The organism is Weizmannia sp. FSL K6-0777, from assembly GCF_038593185.1.
GTDB lineage: Bacteria > Bacillota > Bacilli > Bacillales > Bacillaceae_C > Weizmannia > Weizmannia faecalis.
Genome location: NZ_CP151971.1, coordinates 2,916,888 through 2,935,851, shown reverse-complemented (window position 1 = coordinate 2,935,851; position 18,964 = coordinate 2,916,888). Strand labels below are relative to the sequence as shown.

The 18,964-nt window shown below is 46.9% G+C and carries 16 protein-coding genes and 1 riboswitch; of the genes, 11 read left to right on the top strand and 5 right to left on the bottom strand.

Going from position 1 to position 18,964, the window contains the following annotated elements; genetic code table 11:
- Positions 1 to 97 precede the first annotated feature (97 nt).
- From NST70_RS14145 to NST70_RS14110, 8 genes are all read left to right on the top strand, one after another.
- Positions 98 to 877 (top strand): enoyl-CoA hydratase, encoded by a 780-nt coding sequence (locus NST70_RS14145; protein WP_341289497.1) that lies wholly within the window; start codon positions 98 to 100, stop codon positions 875 to 877.
- Positions 878 to 881: 4 nt separating this feature from the next.
- Positions 882 to 2,399, top strand: a complete 1,518-nt coding sequence (locus NST70_RS14140; RefSeq protein ID WP_014097146.1) for an acyl-CoA carboxylase subunit beta — start codon at positions 882 to 884, stop codon at positions 2,397 to 2,399.
- Positions 2,400 to 2,546: 147 nt separating this feature from the next.
- A complete protein-coding gene (locus NST70_RS14135; RefSeq protein ID WP_014097147.1) occupies positions 2,547 to 2,993 on the top strand; it encodes a GNAT family N-acetyltransferase in 447 nt (148 codons plus the stop codon).
- 158 nt (positions 2,994 to 3,151) lie between these two features.
- Positions 3,152 to 3,553, top strand: a complete 402-nt coding sequence (locus NST70_RS14130) for an HTH domain-containing protein (protein WP_342476229.1) — start codon at positions 3,152 to 3,154, stop codon at positions 3,551 to 3,553.
- Positions 3,554 to 3,743: 190 nt separating this feature from the next.
- Positions 3,744 to 4,307, top strand: a complete 564-nt coding sequence (locus NST70_RS14125) for an FAD-dependent oxidoreductase (RefSeq protein WP_035188636.1) — start codon at positions 3,744 to 3,746, stop codon at positions 4,305 to 4,307.
- A 246-nt stretch (positions 4,308 to 4,553) separates the two neighbouring features.
- Positions 4,554 to 4,706, top strand: coding sequence for a hypothetical protein (locus NST70_RS14120; protein ID WP_185740938.1), 153 nt, complete (start codon positions 4,554 to 4,556; stop codon positions 4,704 to 4,706).
- Positions 4,707 to 5,150: 444 nt separating this feature from the next.
- Entirely contained in the window at positions 5,151 to 5,336 is a 186-nt protein-coding gene (locus tag NST70_RS14115) for a type Z 30S ribosomal protein S14 (RefSeq protein ID WP_013860453.1), read from the top strand.
- Between the two features lie 515 nt (positions 5,337 to 5,851).
- Entirely contained in the window at positions 5,852 to 8,023 is a 2,172-nt protein-coding gene (locus NST70_RS14110; protein ID WP_061086778.1) for an ATP-dependent helicase, read from the top strand.
- A gap of 249 nt (positions 8,024 to 8,272) precedes the next feature.
- On the opposite strand, the gene NST70_RS14105 is transcribed toward NST70_RS14110, so the two are convergent.
- From NST70_RS14105 to NST70_RS14085, 5 genes are all read right to left on the bottom strand, one after another.
- Positions 8,273 to 9,568 carry a purine/pyrimidine permease gene (locus NST70_RS14105; RefSeq protein ID WP_061577447.1) on the bottom strand — a complete coding sequence of 432 codons (1,296 nt, stop codon included), beginning with the start codon at positions 9,566 to 9,568 and terminating at the stop codon, positions 8,273 to 8,275.
- 1,232 nt (positions 9,569 to 10,800) lie between these two features.
- Complete coding sequence (locus tag NST70_RS14100; RefSeq protein WP_061577448.1) at positions 10,801 to 11,691, bottom strand: sulfite exporter TauE/SafE family protein; 891 nt, start codon at positions 11,689 to 11,691, stop codon at positions 10,801 to 10,803.
- A gap of 154 nt (positions 11,692 to 11,845) precedes the next feature.
- A riboswitch (SAM riboswitch) is annotated at positions 11,846 to 11,953 on the bottom strand.
- A 410-nt stretch (positions 11,954 to 12,363) separates the two neighbouring features.
- On the bottom strand, positions 12,364 to 13,698 hold the full coding sequence (locus NST70_RS14095; protein WP_061577449.1) for an amino acid permease: 1,335 nt from the start codon (positions 13,696 to 13,698) through the stop codon (positions 12,364 to 12,366).
- A 324-nt stretch (positions 13,699 to 14,022) separates the two neighbouring features.
- Positions 14,023 to 14,766 (bottom strand): oxygen-insensitive NADPH nitroreductase, encoded by a 744-nt coding sequence (gene nfsA / locus NST70_RS14090; protein ID WP_061577450.1) that lies wholly within the window; start codon positions 14,764 to 14,766, stop codon positions 14,023 to 14,025.
- 405 nt (positions 14,767 to 15,171) lie between these two features.
- Positions 15,172 to 16,209: a PTS sugar transporter subunit IIC gene (locus NST70_RS14085; protein WP_035183640.1), complete on the bottom strand. Its 1,038-nt coding sequence runs from the start codon at positions 16,207 to 16,209 to the stop codon at positions 15,172 to 15,174.
- A gap of 673 nt (positions 16,210 to 16,882) precedes the next feature.
- Between NST70_RS14085 and dhaK the strand changes: the two genes are divergently transcribed.
- The 3 genes from dhaK to dhaM are packed head-to-tail and all read left to right on the top strand — an operon-like array spanning position 16,883 to position 18,848.
- Complete coding sequence (gene dhaK, locus NST70_RS14080) at positions 16,883 to 17,875, top strand: dihydroxyacetone kinase subunit DhaK (protein ID WP_035188672.1); 993 nt, start codon at positions 16,883 to 16,885, stop codon at positions 17,873 to 17,875.
- 12 nt (positions 17,876 to 17,887) lie between these two features.
- Positions 17,888 to 18,478 carry a dihydroxyacetone kinase subunit DhaL gene (dhaL, locus tag NST70_RS14075; protein ID WP_017551247.1) on the top strand — a complete coding sequence of 197 codons (591 nt, stop codon included), beginning with the start codon at positions 17,888 to 17,890 and terminating at the stop codon, positions 18,476 to 18,478.
- On the top strand, positions 18,471 to 18,848 hold the full coding sequence (gene dhaM / locus NST70_RS14070) for a dihydroxyacetone kinase phosphoryl donor subunit DhaM (RefSeq protein ID WP_017553523.1): 378 nt from the start codon (positions 18,471 to 18,473) through the stop codon (positions 18,846 to 18,848). Before dhaL ends, dhaM begins: the two co-directional genes overlap by 8 nt.
- Positions 18,849 to 18,964 lie beyond the last annotated feature (116 nt).

The window sequence follows — 18,964 nt, the reverse complement described above, 5'->3', positions numbered from 1 at the left end:
TGCCGTGATGATGTAGAGCCGCCCGAAGCCGCAAAACAGATTGCAAAGCCGATCGGAAGGGCGCTTGCAGGCAAACAGGCAGGAGGGGAAAAAGAACATGACAGGAACAGTTTTATTGGAAAAACAAGATGGCATCACCGTGATGACGTTGAACCGGCCGGAAGCTGCAAATGCATTATCCAAAGAAATGCTTTCGGATATGCATGAAGCTTTATCGGAAGTAAAAAAAGACCAGAGCACGCGCGTTGTGATCCTGACCGGCGCCGGGGAAAAAGTGTTTTGCGCCGGAGCGGATTTAAAAGAGCGGAAAGGCATGAACGAGGAAGAGGTGCTGCAGGCCGTACGGAAGATCGGTGCGGTTGTGAATGAAACAGCCGCGCTGCCCCAGCCGGTGATTGCGGCGCTAAACGGGTCGGCATTCGGCGGTGGGCTGGAGCTGGCGCTGGCATGTGATCTTCGCATTGGCGCCCGCGAAGCAAAATATGGGCTTACCGAAACGTCGCTCGCGATCATCCCGGGAGCGGGCGGCACACAGCGGTTGCCAAGACTGATCGGGATTGGCAAAGCGAAAGAACTGATCTACACGGCGCGACGGCTGACTGCTGAAGAAGCAGCGGCAATCGGCCTGCTCGAATACGCTGTGCCGCGTGCAGCAGTAATCGAAAAAGCGTTTGAACTGGCGGGGGAAATGCAAAAAAACGGCCCCATTGCACTTAGACAGGCAAAAACGGCTATCGATCAAGGGACAGAGACCGGCCTTTCAGCAGGGCTGAAAATCGAAGAACTCGCCTACAACGCGCTCATTCCGACCGAAGACAGGCTCGAGGGCTTGCGGGCATTCGCGGAAAAGCGCACCCCGGTGTATAAAGGGAGGTAATGCAATGGACTACGAAAGCAAAAAAGCAGAAATTTTAAAGGGCGGAAAGGAAAAATACCACCAAAAAAACCGCGAACAGGGCAAATGGTTTGTCCGCGAACGCTTGCGAATGCTGTTGGATGACGGGCTCAAGGCTGAAGACGGGATGTTTGCCAATGTCCTTGCGGGGGACCTGCCGGCAGACGGGGTCGTCACCGGGCTCGGAAAAATCGGCGGCCGCACCGTTTGCGTTATGGCCAATGATTCGACCGTAAAAGCCGGTTCGTGGGGCTGGCGGACGGTCGAAAAAATCATCCGTATCCAGGAGACAGCCGCGAAACTCAACTGCCCGATTTTGTATCTCGTCGATTCCGCAGGCGCACGGATTACCGATCAGATCGAGATGTTCCCGGGCAGAAGAGGAGCAGGGCGGATTTTTTACAACGAGGTGCATTTGTCCGGGAAAGTACCGCAAATTTGCCTCTTGTTCGGGCCGTCTGCTGCCGGCGGGGCGTATATTCCTGCATTTTGCGATATTGTCGTAATGGTCGAGGGCAATGCGTCCATGTACTTAGGCTCGCCGCGGATGGCCGAGATGGTGATCGGTGAAAAAGTGACGCTCGAGCAGATGGGCGGCGCAAAAATGCACTGCACCGTTTCGGGTTGCGGCGATGTGCTAGTGAAAACGGAAGAAGAAGCAATCCGTTATGTGCAAAAATACTTAACCTATTTTCCGGACAATTTTTCCGAAAAACCGGCAAGAACAGAAGCAAAGGCGCCGGCTGCGTTTGAAAAAACGATTGAGGAACTGATCCCGAAAAATGAAAATGCCCCGTTTGACATGTACCAGCTGATCGAGCGGATTGTGGATGAAGATTCGATCTGCGAGATTAAAAAGAAGTTTGCGCCCGAACTGATTACATGTCTCGCCCGGATTGGCGGCCGGCCTGTCGGAATCATTGCGAATCAGCCGCGGGTGAAAGGCGGCGTGCTTTTCCACGACAGCGCCGATAAAGCGGCAAAGTTTATCCATCTTTGTGATGCGTTCCATATTCCGCTTTTGTTTCTCGCGGATGTCCCCGGCTTCATGATCGGGACGCAAGTGGAGCGGGCCGGCATTATCCGCCACGGGGCAAAAATGATTTTTGCGATGAGCGAAGCAACCGTTCCGAAACTGTCCGTCATTGTCCGGAAAGCGTACGGTGCCGGTTTATACGCAATGGCAGGCCCGGCGTTTGAACCGGACTGCTGCATTGCCCTTCCGTCTGCATCGATTGCGGTCATGGGCCCTGAAGCCGCGGTCAATGCCGTATACGCCAATAAAATCGCCGCACTCCCGGAAGAGGAACGGCCGGCATTTTTCGCGGAAAAGCGGGCGGAGTACGTGAAAGACATTGACATTTACCGGCTTGCTTCCGAACTGGTTGTGGATGACGTCGTACCGGGCAATGAACTGCGGGAAGAACTCGAACGTCGGCTTGAAATGTACAGCGGGAAGCAGGAAGACTTTTCAAAACCAAAGCACCCGGTATACCCGGTTTAACATTGAAAAGCAGCTGCAGGGGCGCAGCTGCTTTTCAATACGGCTCCCGGAAAACAAAAATGGCAACGGAAAAAGACCAATGGTGCGCTTTTCTTCCTTAAAACGGGGTATGAATGTATTATCAAATGCCAACGAGGAGGCGCATCTATGGAATTTCGGAAAGCCAATCTGGATGATCTTCATCATTTAATAGAGCTTAGAAAGCAGCAGCAAGTTGCCCAAGGCATCGAACCGAAGACGGACATTGATGCCGATTTGGAAAAGTTTTTTCAAAAGAAATTAAAAGAAGGCTCCATGGTCCAATGGCTTGCGGAAGACGAAGGAGAAATCGTTGCCTGCGGGGCTGTCATTTTTTACGAATTTCCGCCGAGCTATGTGAATAAAAGCGGGAAGAAAGCCTATATTACAAATGTTTATACAAAAGAAGAATACCGCGGCCAGGGGATCGCGAAAGAATTGATGGAAAAACTGATGGATGAGGTGAAAAAGGCTGGCATCTCCAACATCTGGCTCGGCGCTTCTGAAATGGGCAAGCCATTGTATGAAAAATTCGGTTTCCAGGAAGTGGATGAATGGATGGAACTACATTTATGATGAAAGGAGAGAATGAGAAAAACCGGTAATCCGATTCCAAATTCTATTTTCCTTTTCATTTTATTATGAAAATTATATAATGTTTTAAAGGAGTCGGAAAAAATGTCTGATTTTGTTCACGATACAAATTCCAATGTCTATTCAGATGGAAGTCATGAATATTTAAAAGTCAATTCCTTCATATTAAAAATAAGTTTCAGTTAAAAGATCAGCAGTTAGCTACACTATTTGGGATTTCCGATGAGAAAACTACAAAAATTCTCTCTGGAAAGCCATGCTACTTTGATGAAGGGGAGTTAAAAAGAATCCATTATCGTTTACCGTTTTTAAGTACAGGATTCTCTTTTATAGACTCAAAAGAGAGAATGAGAGCGATAATAGAGGCTAATTTGATAGGAGATTATAATCTTTCCTATGAAACATTAGGTAAGTATGCCAATGTGCCTTGCGATGTGCTTAAAGCTTTTTGTGAAGGAAATGATCATATTGATATTGATCATTTGATGAATATTTGCGTAAATTTGTTAATGCTATCTTTTGTATTAAGACCTGAACTTTAATTCATTGTTTACCGATCAAGTTCTATCCTTGGCTTCTTCTGAGGACAATTTGGTTATCCCTGACTTTGATTCGATTTGTCCAAAGGAACGCTTAGAAAATAAGGCCTTACATTTCCGTGCCTTCCAAAGTGTATTTTTTGAACTTCCCCATTTGCCGGTCTATACTTAAAATAGTAAGGAGGAATGTACGATGTATGAAATTGCCATTATTGGAGCTGGTCCGGCCGGGGCAAGTGCCGCCATTTTTACGGCCAAAGCCGGGAAAAGCACAGTGCTTTTTGATGGTGGCACGAGCGCTACCAAGCGGGCTTTGCTGAAAAATCACTACGGCGTAACAGAAATAACCGGACCAGACCTGGTCGAAACCGGTAAAAAACAGGCAGCGCAATTCGGGGCCGAACTGGTCGACGAAAAAGTCGAATCAATTGAAAAAACGGAAAATGGTTTTACCATTAAAACAGAACAAGGGTCGTACGAAAGCAAATACGTTATTCTTGCAACCGGCATGATTGCAAGCCTCGGGGAAGCCCTTGGCGTCAAAACCAAACCGGCAACAGAACCACGCGTAAAAACCGTTTTTGCAGTGGATGCGCAAGGAAAAACGAATGTCCCGAATGTATGGGCATGCGGCACGGTTGCCGGCGTTTCCATGCACACCATTATCACAGCAGGCGACGGCGCTAAAGTGGCTGTCAACCTCATCAGTGAAATCGACGGCAAACGCTGGGTCGACCACGATGTTTTAGGAAAATAAGCCGTTGCAAACGAACCGGGCAAAATTGCGCCCGGTTTTTTGTTTGCTTTTTTTTTAATGCGGGCTGAAACTGAAAAGAATTCGTCGCAGATCAAGCATTCTGACATGCTTATTGTTTTTCCAAAATCAAACCACCCACTGCAAAGCCGGGCACTGGGGATGCAGCCGGTACACGCTGGATTCAGGCAATCATCAAACCTTTTTTGCGTAAAGCCGTCTTTCCCTTCCATGGGAGGATTGTTAAAAATGGAATTTATGATTACTATAGATAAAAATATCCAAAAAATAAACCGAATTTTTTTAAAAAAGGGGGATGAGGTTCATGTATCGAATTTTTCAATATGGATTTGTGATGGCGTTTACAGGACTATGTATGATGTTTTTGGTTCATCTTGTTGATGGTTATTCAACTGTAGAGCTCGGAAACTCGCTGATTAGTCAAATATTATTGATTCCGAGATTTTTTTTGATTTTTGGTATATTGTTATTGGTTCTCTCTTTCATTATTTGGTTTAGAAATTGGGCGAAATCGAAGGCAGAAAAAATTTCATGAGTTTTAAAGTAGAGTACGCTTAGTTGGGTCTGCTCTTTTTTGTGACGGGCATCTGGATTTTGCTCTGAATAAGTTGTGAAAGGTTGGAGGATGTTATTGCGATAAACACGGCTCCTGAAAGCAGGAAAACAATCGGGTCAAATTATAATTCCAAAAAACGGTATTAGCCAACAATAGGTATATGTGATTTATAAAATTATTTAGAAACAATCTGCCAAAATGTACCACTATCTTTTCTGTTGAACTTATAGTAAAATAAACTGTTAGCACATAGAAAGGAGGCAAACGTCATGGCAAAGAAATCGATGATTGTCAAACAAAAACGTGAGCCGAAATTTAAAGTTCAGGCTTACACACGCTGCGAGCGGTGCGGGCGTCCTCATTCGGTATACCGCAAATTCAAACTTTGCCGCATCTGTTTCCGGGAACTTGCGTATAAAGGCGAGATTCCGGGCGTAAAGAAATCCAGCTGGTAAGCCTTCCCCGCTCCCCTTTTTCGGGGCACGGGATACATATCCCCGTTCTTTCCGCATCTTTGTAAATTCTTTAATCCCTCTTCATCATAATTTAACAAATCGGTGGTACTCTAAAATCAGCGGGGATGGCAAGCGTGGCCATCATCGGTACACCGCGTAGGCGGAGCGGGTACCTTGATTTCCAGTACAGCCGGCATGTTTACTTGGAAATCCAAAAGCTTTCCCTTCTAATTTTTTTAAAAGGAATTTCGGCATGCGTGCAGAAATTTTTCTTTTATAGAAAATGAAAAAAGGGGGAGGACATATGAAAATGTCGTCATAGGCAAAACCTTTTATGACGAGGTATGTGTCAAGTTTTTCTCGATTGTGAGATGTTGAAGGCAGCCTTCCAATGCGATTGAGAAAATTTTTATACATATGAGACAGTTGTCAAAACTGAATGGTTAGATTTTATGCCAACGCTCCATTCCAATATGCTACTATTAAACCAAAGCATTTGGAACGGAGCAATGGCAATGGACACGAAACAAGACTTTTTCACCCGTAAAAAAGAGGAGTCCGGAATTGTGCTGAATGCAGTGCAGCAAGAGGCCGTAAAGCAAACGGAAGGTCCGCTTTTGCTTTTGGCTTCCCCCGGCTCCGGAAAAACGACGACAATCATCATGCGGATCGGCTATTTAATTGAAGAAAAAGGGGTGGCGCCTGCACGGATCAAAGCCATTACGTTCAGCCGGGCCGCTGCCGCTGACATGAAAGACCGGTTCCAAAAGCTTTTTCCGAATCTTCCGCCCGTTGATTTTTCAACGATCCACAGCCTTGCTTTTGAACTCGTCCGCGTATTTTTCAGACGGACCAATGTCCCTTTCTTGCTGATTGAAGGCGAGGCGGGACCGTACCAGAAGAAAAAAATTTTGCGGAATGTGTACAAGGCCATTCATGGAGAGAAGATCACGGAAGACCAGCTGGAGGAACTGCAGACGTATATCAGCTATATCAAAAACAAGATGATCCCGCCTGCAAAATGGGGGAAGGTTGCGACGAGTGTGCCGGAAGCTGCCCGGATTTTAAAGGAGTATGAGACGTTTAAAAAGCAGGGCACCGGACAGCTGCTTCTTGATTTTGATGATATGCTGACATATGCGAATGAAATATTAAGGCGTGATCCGGATCTTCTCCGTATGTATCAGGGGCGTTATGACTATGTGCTGACGGATGAGAGCCAGGATACGTCCATGGTACAGCATGCCATTGTTGAAAAGCTTGTGCGGCGGCATCGCAATTTGTGCGTTGTCGCCGATGATGACCAGTCGATATACAGCTGGCGGGGTGCGGAGCCGTCCTACTTGCTGAATTTTAAAAAAGTGTATCCGGATGCGAAAATTTTATTTATGGAACAAAATTACCGGTCATCTCAAGAGGTTGTCACGGCTGCCAACCTGTTTATCAAGCGCAACAAGCACCGCTATGATAAAAACATGTTCACGGAAAACCCACCTGCCGGGCCGATTCGGTTTGTGCGCCTGCCAGATTATAAATACCAGGCAAAATATTTGGCCCAGAACATTGTGGTGTCCGAAAATTTTTCAGAAATTGCCGTGCTGTACCGGAACAATATGTCTTCGATTGCCCTGATCAACGAATTTGACCGGGAAGGGATTCCGTTTTATCTCAAAGATACCGACAATCGCTTTTTTTCTCACTGGGTTGTCCAGGATATTTTGAATGTGATGCGGCTCACGTTTACCGATAAACGGGCGGATATCCTCGCGCAGGTCCATTCGAAATTGGACGGTTATATTACGAAACAACAGATGGAAGCGGTAAAGGGGATCCATAATAACCAGTCTGTTTTTGACAATTTGGTGCGTTATGCAAATTTGAAGGATTACCAGGTCCAAAAAGTACGTAAAGTAAAGGAGACGCTCCGGGAAATGCGGGGCATGCCGCCGCTGGATGCGATTCAAGTCATCCGCGACAGGCTCGGCTATGAAAAAGCCCTCGAAAACATGTGCAAGAAATTCGGATTCCGGAAAGAGTATTTGATTGGCGTTTTAAATACGCTCGAAGACATTGCGGACACGCTTGTGACAATGGAAGAGTTTGCTGCAAGGCTGAAGCACTTGGCGCACATTTTAAAAACGGCGAAAGGGAACAAAGGCCGGCATGCTGTGACGCTTTCGACGTTCCACAGTTCAAAAGGTTTGGAGTTTGAAAAGGTGTATATGATTGACTTGGTTGATGGGATCATTCCGGGTAACGATGAAAAAGAAGATGATTTACTGATGGAAGAATCGGTCCGTCTTTTTTATGTGGCAATGACGCGCGCGAAAAAGTCACTGGAAATGGTCAGCTATGAAAAACGCAACGGAAGCCGGGCAATGGACTCACCGTTTGTGGCAGCGGTGAAGGGAATTGTCAACAGTGTTGAAAAGGCCGGAAAAACAAAGCCAGACATAGAAGTTGCCCGAATCGGCAAAAAGACGGTCTCCATCCCGCAGAACCCGAATGCCATTAAGGACGCATCCGCTTTTGTGGCCGGTAAAAAAATCCAGCACCGTGTGTTTGGTCATGGTGAAATTGTTGATATTGATGGTGACACCCTTGCCATCCGGTTTGAAAAACGGACGATAAAACTGTCTGCCCTCACCTGCATCGAAAAAGGGCTGCTCGAGGAAGCCGATCTGTAATCGTGTGTGGAAAAACGGAAGCGGATATAAAAAATGCCGGGAATTTCCCGGCATTTTTTATATCCCTGACCGCCGCAACAGGCTCACGTTGTACGGAGGCAAGGGATTCGGCGATCAAGTCCTGTGCCCCTTTTTATTGAATTGGAACGCCCCAGGCCATTTGGATGACTGCAACAAAGGTGCCAACCGGCGGGATCCCGTGCAAATCGGAGCAGGAAATTCTTTGCTGTTTGGCAGCATTCCCAATTTTTACTGCTCGCGGATGCTGTTTTCTTGCAGTTTTCTTTTTTTCCTCCAAATCAGCAGCTGTTCTGTCAAAATGCCGACCACAGATCCAAGGATTAAGCCGTTGTTTAAAAAAGTAGCGATCATCATTGGCAAATGTTCGGTCGCATGAGCCGGCAAAAACATCGCCCCGATTCCGACCAGGAAGGAGATGCCTGCTGTTGTGTGGGCAATCTCTTTGTCCGGGCTTTTTTCAAGATCATTTAAGGCAAGGCCAACCAATTGTGTGAAGACCACAAAGGTAACGGCATAACCAACCGGCGCGGGAATCGCAGACATGATATGCACGAGCGGTGGCAGCAGAGCAATGATGGAAACGAAACAAGCACCATACAAAAATGGTTTCAGCACTTTTATACCGGTTTGTGCAACATAGCCTGCCGCTGCTGCAATCGGAACCGCACCGACAGCGGAAAAGATGCCGGCAAGCAGCTGGTTGATGCCGGATATGAACAGACTGCTCCGCACCCGCTCTTGGCGGACTCCCGTCACATTTCCCATGACGCGCACAGACGTAATCATATTCGCAGTTAACAAAAGCCCGATGAATACACCGGTTGTGACGGCACCGGAATCAAAACGCGGTTTTCCAAAATCAAACACAGCGGGAAGAGAGAACCAGCTTTCCCCAAATGTAATAGCCGGTGCTTCACCGAAAAGCGCGAACAAAATCCAGCCGCAAATCAAGCCGAGCATGATCGAATATTGCTTGACCCACGGTTTCTTTACATGGCCAAAATAGAATGTAAGCAATACGGTGACAAGGCTCAAAACAGCAACAAGCGGCCGGACTTCCTGATGGGCACCCGTAATGCCGAGCATCCCTTTCATAAAAGAGCCGCTCAACTGCAGCACCAACAACAGCAAATAAATAAATGTCACTACCGGCGTAAACAGTTTATTTAATTGGTCCACAAGTCCGGTAAAAGCGAGCAGGAAGAAAAAGATGCCGGTTACAATCAGTGCGCCTGCCAAATATTGCAGAGATTCAGTGCTTGAACTATACAAGCTGCCGACAAGCCCTGCATAAATGGCAAACACGCTCCACCACAACCCGGCCGGCCCTTCATTGATGGGCATTCTGTGGCCGAAAATTCCTTGCAAAAGGCCGCCGATCCCGAGTACAAAAAGCGTCCGCTGCACAAACAGGGCAGTCTCACCTGCACTGAAATGGAAAGCATCCGCAATGGCAATCGGGGCCGCGATCGACCCGGCGATCATAAATGCCATCCATTGCAGCGACGAAATCAATGTTTTCATAGACACACCGTTCTTTCCGTTCAAAAAATGGAAAATACCAGTAAATATAATTATAGCAAAACAGGTTTTACATTTTAAACATAATACACTTTGCGGACGAGGGAGGGATAGCGGGCATGGCGGATAGCGGCATAAACAGGGGTTGCAAACCGGACGGGGCGCGGGTTAAGCCATGTTTTTTGCCTCTATTTAAATGATATATATGTGGCAGGGGCTAAGCTATGTTTGGATCCGCAAAAAATTTCTGGGCGATCTTCATGCAGAACGCTTTTTGTTTGTCACTAAAAGAGTTGCGGCTGCCTTTACTTAGGCATGCTATCTCGAAAAAAATTATGATGGATAATTTTTGCTGGTGCTACGTGGTAGCGGCATGGCCGGTTATGTTGAGGAAGCGAGGTCAAAAGGTGTTGTTTCTTAACATAGAGCGCGTCTACGTTAAGAAAGCGAGCGAAAATAGCTTTGTTTCTTAACATAGAGGTCGGCTACGTTAAGGAAGCGAGCGAAAATTGCGTTGTTCCTTAACATAGAGTACGTCTACGTGAAGAAAGCGAGAAAAAAAGGTGTTGTTTCTTAACATAGAGGCTGTCTACGTAAAGGAAGCGAGGTAAAAAGACATTGTTCCTTAACATAGTGCACGTCTACATTAAGGAAGCGAGCAAAAAAAGTGTTGTTTCTTAACATAGAGCCCGTCTACGTTAAGAAAGCGAGCAAAAAAGACGTTGTTCCTTAACATAGAGTCCGTCTACGTTAAGGAAGCGAGGTCAAAAGGCGTTGTTCCTTAACATAGAGCCCGTCTACGTAAAGGAAGCGAGCGAAAAAGGTGCTGTTCCTTAACATAGAGCCCGTCTACGTTAAGGAAGCAAGCAAAAAAGACGTTGTTTCTTAACATAGAGTGCGTCTACATTAAGGAAGCGAGGTAAAAAGACATTGTTCCTTAACATAGAGCATGTCTACATTAAGGAAGCGAGAAAAAATTATATTGTTCCTTAACATAGAGGCCGTCTACGTTAAGAAAGTTCGGTAAAAAGATGTTGTTTCTTAACATAGAGGTCGTCTACGTAAAGGAAGCGCGGTAAAAAGACGTTGTTTCTTAACATAGAGCGCCTCTACATTAAGGAAGCGAGCAAAAAAGGCACTGTTCCTTCAAATAGAAGCGTCTATGTTCATTCTTTGCCAAAATTTGTTTGGGTAAAAACAATCCGGGCAATGGATCCCTTGCCCGAAAACATTCCTTATTCTGTGACGCTTACGCTGGCGCTGGCAACTGCCCGTTTGTGTCTTCTGATTGTATAGAAAATGAGGATGGCCCATATTGCCGCAATGGCTGTATAGGTAACGCCGTACCAGCCGCTACCGGCGCCCGCCATTTTTAATAAAGTTTGCACGTTGCTGAACACAATCATGCCGCTGACAATGACAGCCAGCAAATGAGCCGGTAAAATTTTAACCAGATAGGCTGCAATCGGCGCGGCGATCAGGCCGCCAAGCATGAGGGCGATCGTCCAAATCCAGTTAATTTGCATAGCGCCGAGGGATAAGAGGAAACCGATGCTTGATGCCAAGGATACAGCAAATTCACTAGTATCCACCGAGCCGATCACTTTCCGCGGTTCGATGTCATTTCTGGACAGCAAAGCCGGTGTGGCGATAGGGCCCCAGCCGCCGCCCCCCGTTGCATCAAAAAATCCTGCGACAAAGCCAAGTGGGATAAAAAATATGTTTGACCTGGTTTGCTTTTTGACTTTCGACGCCCCGCGCGTATTGAACAGAAACCGGGTAAGAATATAGAGGCCAAGGGCGATCAGAAAAATAGAAATGTACGGTTTTAATGTGCTTGCAGGAAGATGGCTAAGCACGGTTGCCCCGAGAAAGGCGCCGACAGCTCCAGGTACAACCAGTTTCCAAATGATCCCTTTATCGACATTCCCAAATTTCATATGTGAAACTCCGGAAGCCGCCGTTGTAAAAACTTCCGCCAAATGCACAGAAGCTGACGCGACAGCCGGCGCAATCCCGAAAGCTAGCAAAAGTGAGGTTGAAGTCACCCCGTAACCCATTCCAAGAGATCCATCCACCAATTGCGCGGCAAGGCCGACAAGTGCTAAGACAATTAATTTTTGCATGTTCAAGTTCCTCGCTTTCTTCATTCATAAATTTAATTCATCCTGATGTAGAGGAATTATACGCATCAGGGCCTATCCTGGTTCAAACGGCCGGCCTTGCAGAAATAAAAAACTTTCCGCCATTTTTACGGAAAGACAGCGAGTAAAGGATAAGCGCTTATCTTTCAAAATGGTACCCATTTTGCTGGAATTGGCACCTTGCTGCTCGCTGCAGGTTGCCGGACTTCATCGGGCCAGATCCCTCCGTCGCTCTTGATAAGTTATTTGTTGTTTAAAATTTTATCAGAAAATAAATGGAAGTCAATATAATTATTGCAAGTTTTTTTATCGGATTTATCCGAATGGAGGGATAAAGAAAAAAACTCCCTATCAGATCACGCTCTGTCGGGAGTTTTTTTTCTTTACGCTGATTGGTTTTTTTAAAGCAGGTTCAGAACCAGGCGGGGCATCATGGCCGCTTTCATTTGCTTCACAAAACGAAAAAGAGTCCAAACGGGTTGGCGTGCCGCCCATTCTGGCAGTTTGACACGCCGTGCACACCGTGTCTGTCCTCTCACCGCCAAGGGAACCGGTTTTATCAACACCGCTTGTTTGTGCTCGCTTATCGCGCAGTTGTATTTCTGTCCTCTCCCTGCCCAAAAGACCGGTTTTATCAACACAGCCGGCTGGAGCCTATTCCTTTCCTTTGATTCTCAGTGACAGGACGACGAGCACGATTAAAATAGCAAGGCAGACGCTTATTCCAATCGGGTTTCCGCCGCCCAGCAAAAAGGACAGGAAAATGCCTGCCAGTGCAAGCAGCGCAATCCAGACCATGAAAGGATACCCTTTTACACGGAAGGAAGGCAATTTTGCATACGACTTCCGGAGCCGCAGTTCGGCTGCGCAGATGGCGATCCAAACAAGGACGACGGTAAATCCCGGGATGGTCATCAAATAGCTGATGACCTCATTCGGCGTAAGATAGGCCAGAATCACGCCGGCTAAAATAAACAGTGAGGTCAGCAAAATACTAATGAGCGGGACGCCTTTCCGGGAAATTTTTAAAAAGGCGTGCGGCGCTTCTCCGGACTGTGCCATGTTAAACAGTGTGCGTGAAGTGGCATAAATGCCGGAATTGGCGGCAGAAAGAACGGCCGTCAAGAGCACAAAATTCATCACATGGGCGGCAGCGGGGATCCCTGTGCGGCTGAATACCTGTACAAACGGGCTTTCCACGGAAGAAACCTGATTCCACGGGACAATGCCACAAATGACCAGGATTGGCAAAATATAAAAAAGCATGACACGAATAACGGTCTGTTTAATCACACGCGGCAACACTTTCTCGCTGTCTTTTGTTTCCGAAACGGTAACGCCGATCAGTTCCGCCCCGCCGTATGAAAACATAACGATCAGAAAAGCATTGAACGTACCGTGAAGCCCGTTCGGAAAAAAGCCGCCGTGCGCGGTATAGTTGGACAGCGTGGAAGATGTCCCGGGGAATAAACCGAATAAAATCAGCGCACCAAGCAGGATAAAAACGATCAACGTGATAATTTTAATGCCGGCAATCCAAAATTCAAATTCGCCGTAGTACTTCACTTCAATTAAATTGATGCCGACCATGAAAGCAGCACAGAGCAAACTGAGCAGCCACAATGGCGCGTGGGGAATCCAGAATTGCAGGAAGCTCCCGGCTGCAAGCAGTTCCACAACTGTCACAATGACCCAGTTGATCCAGTACAGCCAGCCAATAATGAAAGAAACCCGGCTGCCGAACGCTTTGTGGATCAGATTTTGGACGTTGAGGCCGGGGTGGACGAGCGCCATTTCCCCAAGCGCTGACATGACAATGAATAAAAGTACGCCGCCGATCAGGTAAGAAACGGCAACACTTGGGCCGGCAAGGCTGACGGTATCGGAGCTGCCTTTAAAAATGCCGGTTCCGATCATCCCGGCCAATGCGATGAACTGGACATGCCTTGGTGATAAGCCTTTTTGCAAATGATGTTGGTTTTTTTCCATTTCTATCAATCTCACTTTTCTGTTTTAGATAAACGCTTTTCAGTGCTAAAGCATTTATTCTATTTTAGCAGAAAAAAAGGAATATTGATATACAAAAAAATGGAATCGCCGGATGACAGATCCACCCTCATTTCACACCAAAGCAAAATGCAAAAAACGGCGGGACACCACTCATCGTAGTATCTCGCCGTTCTGTTTAATATGTGTCCCGGGATGGTTGCCGAAGCGCTGAATATCCATATTTGAACATGTCGTTCTATTTAACTTGTGCTCCGCGATGGGCCGAAAGAAGAGGAAAATGCGCGGACGGATCCCCTATTCAGCTTACTTTTTATCAAACCCTTGTCGTTCTACAAATTCCTTCATAAAAACGCGCGACGGTTCTTTAAAAAATTGTGCCATTTGGCCTGTCCAGGTATCGTTCCTTTTTCCGTTTGTGCGTTTTGTATAATATTGCGAAACCGTTTCATTGTATTCCTTCAGATCGCGCAAAAGACGTTCATCATCCGGATATTCATCTTCAAAATAAACATGCTCAGCCGCCATGCGTGGTTTTTTCGCAGACGGATCGGCCGGATAGCCGATTGTCATTGCAAATAGCGGAAGGACATATTGCGGGATTTTCAAAAGTTCGGCCACTTCTGGCAGCCTGTTGCGCAAGCCTCCGACATAACAAATGCCAAGCCCCATCGATTCCGCAGCGAGCGCGGCATTTTGCGCAGCCAGTGCAGTGTCGATGAGCGCGACCATAAATTTTTCCGTTGTCTCAAGTGTATCTTGCGCCTCTACGCCTTCCATTTGTGCCGCAAGTTCATGTTTATGGAGATCGGCACAGAAAATGAGCAGATGGCCGCATGTTCCGACATGTCGGTTCCCGGTCAGTTCTGCTAGCTTTTGCTTCCGCCCGGGATCCTGAATGCCGAGAATCGTATAGGCCTGGACAAAATGAGAAGTGGCGGCTGCCTGCGCGGATTCCACAATCAGGCGGATTTGTTCATCAGATAGCGGCCGGTCTTCATAATGGCGGATCGACCGGTGATTGAGAATCGTTTCAATGATGGTATTCATTCCTTTACACTCCTGTCTTTGGTGAGTCCACTGTATGTTCAAATATAGCACAGAAAAAAACGGCCGGCATGAAAGGTGCTTGTTGTCCAGCATGGCCACAATGATCTGCCAAAAAATATTTTGATTAAGGCTAAATTAACCTATTTTCGCTTTGGTATACCCAAATTGAACTTCGAGTATGTTCATGCGGAGGGCGGAAGAACATTTTACCCTTCTCCATTATTTATATATCCGCCTTTATGATGCCAGGGGGGGCGAAGTCAGTGAAGGCGTTCGATTTCATTTTGCACAAACGTAATTGTCGCATGCTGCTATATCGCGCCGGCCGAACCTCTGAAGTCCCGGAATTTCCGTCCGATGAAAAAAACACTGCAACCCTGATCCGGAGGGCTGCAGTGTTTTTTGCTATTCGAAATTAAGCTGATAGTCTTCCGATTTGATCATCTTTAATTTTTTTGAAAAAACATAAATGAATCCGACATTTAAGATAAACGGCAGCACAAAGAAAGTGCTCAGCATAATGGCAATATTTTTCGCAGTCCAGCCGCCTTCAGCAAGATGCATGAAATTGAGCGGGCCGACTAAGCCCGACAACCCGAATCCTGCACTGTAAGGCGTGCCCTGAATATGAAAGACGCCGGCGAGCGCACCGAGAACGGCAGCAGTGATGAGCATCGGGAAAGCAATTTTCGGTTTCATAAAGAAGTTTCGCATCTGAATTTTCGGCGAGCCAAGTACATGGGCAAGGGCGGTACCGAGCGAGTTGGCTTTATAGCTGGCGATGGCAAGCCCGACCCCGGCGGCACAAATGCCAAGATTTGCCGCCCCTGAACTGACACCTGAAAGCATAATAACGGTTGCTACGCCGACTGTTGAAATCGGCGATAAAATAATCAGGCAAAAAATGACGGCAATAATGGCGCCCATTACGACAGGCTGCATGCTTGTCACATGTGCCACCCCGACGCCGACCAGCCCGGTAGCCGCTTTAATAAATGGCAAAATTGTAAGTCCGATCATGCCCGGTATTAAAATACTCAATGTCGGGACCAGGAGGATGGAATAAGCCTTTAACCTTGTTCCGACCCACTTGACGAATAAAACCGCCAATGCCGCTGTAATCCCTGTATTGATGACAATCCCGATCCCGTTTAAAGCAAATGCACCGGCAGCCGTTTTCTGGATCGCGCCGCTCCCAACCATTGCGGCAATGCCGACACTTGCAATTTGGATCGGTGTCAATTGAAAGGTAATGCCGACCATAACGCCAATCAATACAGGCAGCATGCTCATGATGATAACGGTTGCATCAACAACATGCTGCAAATAAGGCGCATGCGGGATAATCAGTTTCAATATCTCCCCGAGTAAGGCGTTTGGGATCAGAGAAACGACAATGCCTATGCTCATTCCGTTTAACAGTTTGCTAAAGAAATCTTTCATTATTGGAAGCCCCCATTTTGTTTTGACCTCGCTGCTGACGCTGCCGGATAAGCGCCGATGCTTGTCTGTTTGCGTATGATTATATAAAACATTCAGATTATAGTCAACAAAAATTTTTAATACTTTACCGCGTGTGTGCACATATGCATAAAAGTGCTAAAAACCATATAATATGAACTTAAGTTTTTCGTGCCAAAATCAATTACGATCGGGATAGACATTGCTTTTGGCAACACATAAAGAAGTAATAATGTTTAGTTCAGCTTATATATAGGGCTTGCTAAATAAGCAAAATTCCTAAATTTGGCAAGAATGCTGACAGCTTTGGCAAAAATTTAAATGCAAGGGTTTTATAAAAAATCCAGGGAAAAGCTTGCACTTGAAAGCTGAATCAATGTATAGAGAAGGCAGAATCACGCATTTTCAAAAATGGCTTCTTCTAGAGCCTACTGACAATTTGGGTGCAAACTCAGAATTGGATTCGTTCAACAAGCCCTATATAAAAAAGTGATCGAAAACAATCTCAGATATGATTGAAACAATTGACATCCGTGATTGCTGGCATGGCATGAAAAATGATTTTTTTTCACGATGGAAGCGGTATAATAAAAGTGGTGTTTTAGAAGGTGTTATGCCGGGCAAAAAAGAACATAAGGATGCGGAGGGATACGCCATGAAGAAAATTATAAACGACCCTGGAAAAGTCGTCGATGAGATGCTGGATGGATTTGTGTATGCCCATGAAGGAACAGTAAAACGTTTGGAAGAGACAGGCGTCATTTATCGTACTTTCCGGGATGAAGGAAAAGTAGCGCTCATTAGCGGCGGCGGCAGCGGGCATGAACCGAGCCATGCCGGTTTTGTCGGGGAAGGGATGCTGTCTGCGGCGGTTTGCGGTGAAGTGTTTACCTCGCCGACGCCGGACCAGATTTTTGAAGCGATCAAAAAAGCCGACCAGGGAGCCGGTGTGTTTATGATTGTGAAAAATTATACAGGGGATGTTATGAATTTTGACATGGCCCAGGAATTAGCTGAAATGGAAGATATTCAGGTGGATAAGATCGTGGTTGACGATGACATCGCGGTAGAAGATAGCACGTATACAGCAGGAAAGCGCGGTGTTGCCGGTACCGTCCTTGTTCATAAAATTCTGGGCGCGGCAGCAGCAGAAGGGCAGACACTTCAGGAAATCAAGGCGTTGGCTGAACGGCTTGTACCCAATGTGAAGACAATCGGCGTCGCGATTTCGCCGGCAACGGTTCCAGAAGTCGGAAAGCCGGGTTTTGTCCTTCAAGAAGATGAAATGGAATACGGTGTCGGCATTCACGGGGAACCGGGTTACCGGCGGGAAAAAATCAAGTCGTCAAAAGCGATCGCGGAAGAACTCGTTACCCGGCTGAAAAATGCGTTCAACTGGAAAGAAGGGGACCGGTTTGCGCTCCTTGTCAATGGGTTTGGGGCTACACCGCTTATGGAACAGTATATTTTTACCAAGGATGTGCATGCCCTGCTTGACCGGGAAGGCCTTACCGTTCCGTTTAGAAAAGTGGGCAATTTGATGACGTCCATTGATATGGCCGGCCTTTCCCTCACGCTTGTAAAACTGGAAGATGAGGCGTGGCTTAAATTTTTAAAACGGCCGGTGTCCGTTCCGGCATGGGTGTAAGGAGGCGGAAATATGTTAACAGCAGAAACAGCAACAGACTGGCTGCATCGTTTTGCAGAAAAAATCAATGAAAACAAAGCCTATTTGAGCGAACTGGACAGTGCGATCGGAGATGGCGACCACGGTTCGAACATGGCGCGCGGTGTGGCGGCTATGGAAGAAAAACTAGCAGCTGGCGGTTTTGCTACGGTCCAGGACGTCCTGAAAACAGCGGCGATGGCGTTGCTTGGAAAAGTCGGGGGTGCCTCGGGGCCGCTGTATGGATCGGCGCTGATTGCGATGGCAAAACAGGCAGGGGAAAATGAACAAGATGTTGCGGCAATTGTAAAAGCCGGGCTTGAAGGCATCCAAAAACGCGGGAAAGCGGAAAAAGGTGAGAAAACGATGGTCGATGTCTGGATGCCAGCCTGTGAAGCACTCGCGTCCGGATCGCTGACAAAAGAAACCATTCAATCTGCCGTGGAGGCGACAAAAGAGATGAAAGCGACAAAAGGGCGCGCATCTTATCTTGGCGAGCGTTCCATCGGCCATCTTGATCCAGGAGCGGTGTCGAGCAGCTATTTGTTTGAAGCTTTGTTGGAAGGCGGGATTCTGGATGAGTAAAAAACCAGTCGGTATTGTTATTGTTTCTCATATACCTGAAATCGCAGCCGGCCTTGCCACATTGTTAAAGGAAGCGGCCAAAGACGTTTCCATTACGTATGCGGGCGGGACCGATGACGGCGGTGTTGGCACGAGCTTTGACAAAATTAATGCCGCCATAGCTGAAAATAAAGCGGATGATCTGTTTGCTTTTTATGACCTCGGCAGCGCCAAAATGAATTTGGAAATGGCAATGGAAATGTCGGATAAGTACATCCGACTGATGGACACCGCCTTTGTCGAAAGTGCCTATACAGCTGCCGCGCTGATCCAGGCAGATGCAGAACTGGAAGAAATTTTAAAACAGCTGGAACCATTAAAGGTAAAATAAAAAATAGCCCGGGCCGGTATGAACGGTCCGGGCATTGCTTTTTTGTGGAAAAACATAGGAACTAGGCGGCTGCCCCAATGGCCATGAAACGTGGGGCAGCCTTCATCAAGTTTTCA

Coding starts and splice junctions, on each gene's coding strand:
- NST70_RS14145 (WP_341289497.1), top strand. CDS start 98: ATGACAGGAACAGTTTTATTGGAAAAACAAGATGGCATCACCGTGATG.
- NST70_RS14140 (WP_014097146.1), top strand. CDS start 882: ATGGACTACGAAAGCAAAAAAGCAGAAATTTTAAAGGGCGGAAAGGAA.
- NST70_RS14135 (WP_014097147.1), top strand. CDS start 2,547: ATGGAATTTCGGAAAGCCAATCTGGATGATCTTCATCATTTAATAGAG.
- NST70_RS14125 (WP_035188636.1), top strand. CDS start 3,744: ATGTATGAAATTGCCATTATTGGAGCTGGTCCGGCCGGGGCAAGTGCC.
- NST70_RS14120 (WP_185740938.1), top strand. CDS start 4,554: ATGGAATTTATGATTACTATAGATAAAAATATCCAAAAAATAAACCGA.
- NST70_RS14115 (WP_013860453.1), top strand. CDS start 5,151: ATGGCAAAGAAATCGATGATTGTCAAACAAAAACGTGAGCCGAAATTT.
- NST70_RS14110 (WP_061086778.1), top strand. CDS start 5,852: ATGGACACGAAACAAGACTTTTTCACCCGTAAAAAAGAGGAGTCCGGA.
- NST70_RS14105 (WP_061577447.1), bottom strand. CDS start 9,568: ATGAAAACATTGATTTCGTCGCTGCAATGGATGGCATTTATGATCGCC.
- NST70_RS14100 (WP_061577448.1), bottom strand. CDS start 11,691: ATGCAAAAATTAATTGTCTTAGCACTTGTCGGCCTTGCCGCGCAATTG.
- NST70_RS14095 (WP_061577449.1), bottom strand. CDS start 13,698: ATGGAAAAAAACCAACATCATTTGCAAAAAGGCTTATCACCAAGGCAT.
- nfsA (WP_061577450.1), bottom strand. CDS start 14,766: ATGAATACCATCATTGAAACGATTCTCAATCACCGGTCGATCCGCCAT.
- NST70_RS14085 (WP_035183640.1), bottom strand. CDS start 16,209: ATGAAAGATTTCTTTAGCAAACTGTTAAACGGAATGAGCATAGGCATT.
- dhaK (WP_035188672.1), top strand. CDS start 16,883: ATGAAGAAAATTATAAACGACCCTGGAAAAGTCGTCGATGAGATGCTG.
- dhaL (WP_017551247.1), top strand. CDS start 17,888: ATGTTAACAGCAGAAACAGCAACAGACTGGCTGCATCGTTTTGCAGAA.
- dhaM (WP_017553523.1), top strand. CDS start 18,471: ATGAGTAAAAAACCAGTCGGTATTGTTATTGTTTCTCATATACCTGAA.